This is a genomic window from Bradyrhizobium sp. P2_E8 (assembly GCF_056403875.1).
Genome location: NZ_JBFUES010000968.1, coordinates 1 through 2,770, shown reverse-complemented (window position 1 = coordinate 2,770; position 2,770 = coordinate 1). Strand labels below are relative to the sequence as shown.

3 protein-coding genes are annotated in these 2,770 nt (G+C 64.5%); 1 reads left to right on the top strand and 2 read right to left on the bottom strand.

The genetic code is table 11. The features are described from left to right. Positions 1-1,615: acyl-CoA synthetase (locus AC1D00_RS35100; RefSeq protein ID WP_477013834.1), on the top strand; the 1,615-nt coding region annotated here is incomplete at its 5' end. Positions 1,616-1,692: 77 nt separating this feature from the next. Here the strand turns inward: AC1D00_RS35100 and AC1D00_RS35095 are convergent. Next, positions 1,693-2,490: an MBL fold metallo-hydrolase gene (locus AC1D00_RS35095; protein WP_404556361.1), complete on the bottom strand. Its 798-nt coding sequence runs from the start codon at positions 2,488-2,490 to the stop codon at positions 1,693-1,695. A gap of 13 nt (positions 2,491-2,503) precedes the next feature. Next, the coding region (locus AC1D00_RS35090; RefSeq protein ID WP_477013833.1) for a TatD family hydrolase at positions 2,504-2,770 on the bottom strand (267 nt) is incomplete at its 5' end.

Below are 2,770 nucleotides of genomic sequence, written 5' to 3'. Positions count from 1 at the left end.
CGACAAGACGCCCGCCAACTACGTGCCGCTGAGCCCGCTGAGCTTCCTCGCGCGTAGCGCCGCGGTCTATCCCGATCACGTCAGCACGGTCTACGAAGGCCGCAGCTTCACCTGGGCGCAAACCTATGAGCGCTGCCGGCGGTTTGCGTCTTACCTCGCAGGCAAGGGCATCGGCGTCGGCGACACCGTCGCGGCAATGCTGCCGAACATCCCGGCGATGAACGAGGTGCACTTCGCGGTGCCGATGACCGGCGCCGTGCTCAACGCGCTCAACATCCGCCTCGATGCACCTTCGATCGCGTTCCAGCTCGATCATGGCGGGGCCAGGATCATCCTGGTCGATCCCGAGTTTTCGGGCCTGATCACCGATGCGCTGGCGCAGATGAGCGGACCGAAGCCGTTCGTGATCGACGTCGACGATGCCGCCTTCAAGGGCGGCGAGCGCATCGGCGAGATCGAGTATGAGGCCGCCGTCGCGCAGGGCGACCCTGATTTCACCGCGATTCCGCCCAGGGACGAATGGGACGCGATCGCGCTGAGCTACACCTCGGGCACGACCGGCAATCCCAAGGGCGTCGTCACGCATCATCGCGGCGCTTATCTCAACGCCGTCAGCAACATCCTTGCCGGCAATCTCGGCCAGCATCCGGTCTATCTCTGGACGCTGCCGATGTTCCATTGCAACGGCTGGTGCTTCCCCTGGACCATCGCGGCCTCAGCCGGCATCAATGTCTGCCTGCGCAAGGTCGAGCCGACCAAGATCTTCGAGCTGATCAAGCAGCACGGCGTCACCCACATGTGCGGCGCGCCGATCGTCTACAACACGCTGATCAATGCGCCCGATGCCCCGAAGGGCAATGCCGCCCGCCGCGTCGTCGGCCTGATCGCCGGCGCGGCGCCACCCGTTGCGGTGCTCGAAGGCGCAGAAAACATCGGCATCAAGCTGACGCATGTCTACGGCCTGACCGAAGTCTACGGCCCCGCTTCCGTCTGCGCCGAGCAGCCCGGCTGGGACGAGCTTCCGCCGGCCGAACGCGCACGCATGAAGCGCCGGCAGGGTGTGCCCTACCCGCTCGAGGAAGGCGTCACCGTGATCAATCCGCAGACCATGCAGGAGGTGCCGCGCGACGGCGAGACCATCGGCGAGGTCATGTTCCGCGGCAACATCGTGATGAAGGGCTACCTCAAGAACGAGAAGGCGACGAAGGAAGCCTTCGAGGGTGGCTGGTTTCACACCGGCGATCTCGGCGTGCTCGACGAGCATGGCTATGTCATCATCAAGGACCGCTCCAAGGACATCATCATCTCGGGCGGCGAGAACATTTCCTCGGTTGAGGTCGAGGACATCCTCTACAAGCACCCGGCCGTGCTGTTCGCCGCCGTCGTCGCCAAGCCCGATCCGAAATGGGGCGAGGTGCCCTGCGCCTTCGTCGAGCTGAAGGACGGCGCCAGTGCGACCGAGGCCGACATCATCGCCTTCTGCCGCAGTCACATGTCGGGCTTCAAGACGCCGAAGGCGATCGTGTTCGGGCCGATCCCGAAGACGTCCACGGGCAAGATCCAGAAGTTCCTGCTGCGCAACCAACTGGGATCAGCGAAGGCAATATCCGCCTGAGCCGATTTCCCGTTTCAAAACACGGATCGACGCCGGCGGCACCGAGAAGTTTCGGCAGCGTTGAGCCTTCGCCCGGCTCAGAGCGTCTCCAGCCGCAGGCCGTCGTAAGCCGGCACCACGCCCGATGGCAGCGACTGCCGGATGACTTCGTAATCGACATCGGCCGTCATGTTGGTGATGACCGCGCGCTTCGGCCTGAAACGTTCGATCCAGGACAGCGCGTCGTTGATGCTGAAATGGCTGACATGGCTGGTGTAGCGCAGCCCGTCGACGATCCAGAGGTCGAGATTTTCCAGCGCTCCCCAGCTCTCGCGCGGGATGTCATTGAGGTCGGGCGTGTAGGCGGCGTCCCCGATGCGATAGCCGAGCGCGGGAATGGCGCCATGCTGCACCAGGAAGGCCGTCATCGTCACGGCACCACCCTTCCCCAGGATGGTCCGGCTTTCGCCGGCCTCGATCGAATGCCGGGTCAGGATCGGTGGGTAGTCGCTGCCCTCCGGCGAGATGAAGCAATAGGAGAACCGCGCCATGATGTCCTTGGCGGTCGACAGGTTGAAGTAGGTCGGGATGCGCCGCCGCATGTGCATGACGACCGAGCGCAGATCGTCCATGCCGTGGGTCTGGTCGGCGTGTTCGTGGGTCAGGAACACCGCGTCGATGTGATCCACATTGGTCGAGAGCAATTGCTCGCGCAGGTCTGGCGATGTGTCGATCACGATCCGTGTCGTGCCGTGCTCGGATGTCCGTTCGACCAGCAGCGAGCAGCGGCGGCGGCGGTTCTTCGGATTGCTCGGATCGCAGGCGCCCCAGCCGAGCGCCGGGCGCGGCACGCCGGCGGAGGAGCCGCAGCCCAGGATCGTCAGCGTCAGCGTCATGCGGCTCCCGGATTCAAGCTGGCACCTTGGAGAACAGGCGGAAGAAGTTTTCGGTGGTCTGGCGCGAGATCTCTTCTAACGACACGCCGCGCGCCTCAGCCAGCACTTTTGCGACCTCGACCACATAGGCCGGCTCGTTGCGCTTGCCGCGGAACTTGCCGGGCGCAAGGTAGGGCGAGTCTGTTTCAACCAGAATACGGTCGGGCGGCAACTCGGCCGCGAGCGCGCGCAGGGCCTCCGACTTCTTGAAGGTCAGGATGCCCGTGAAGCCGATGTACAG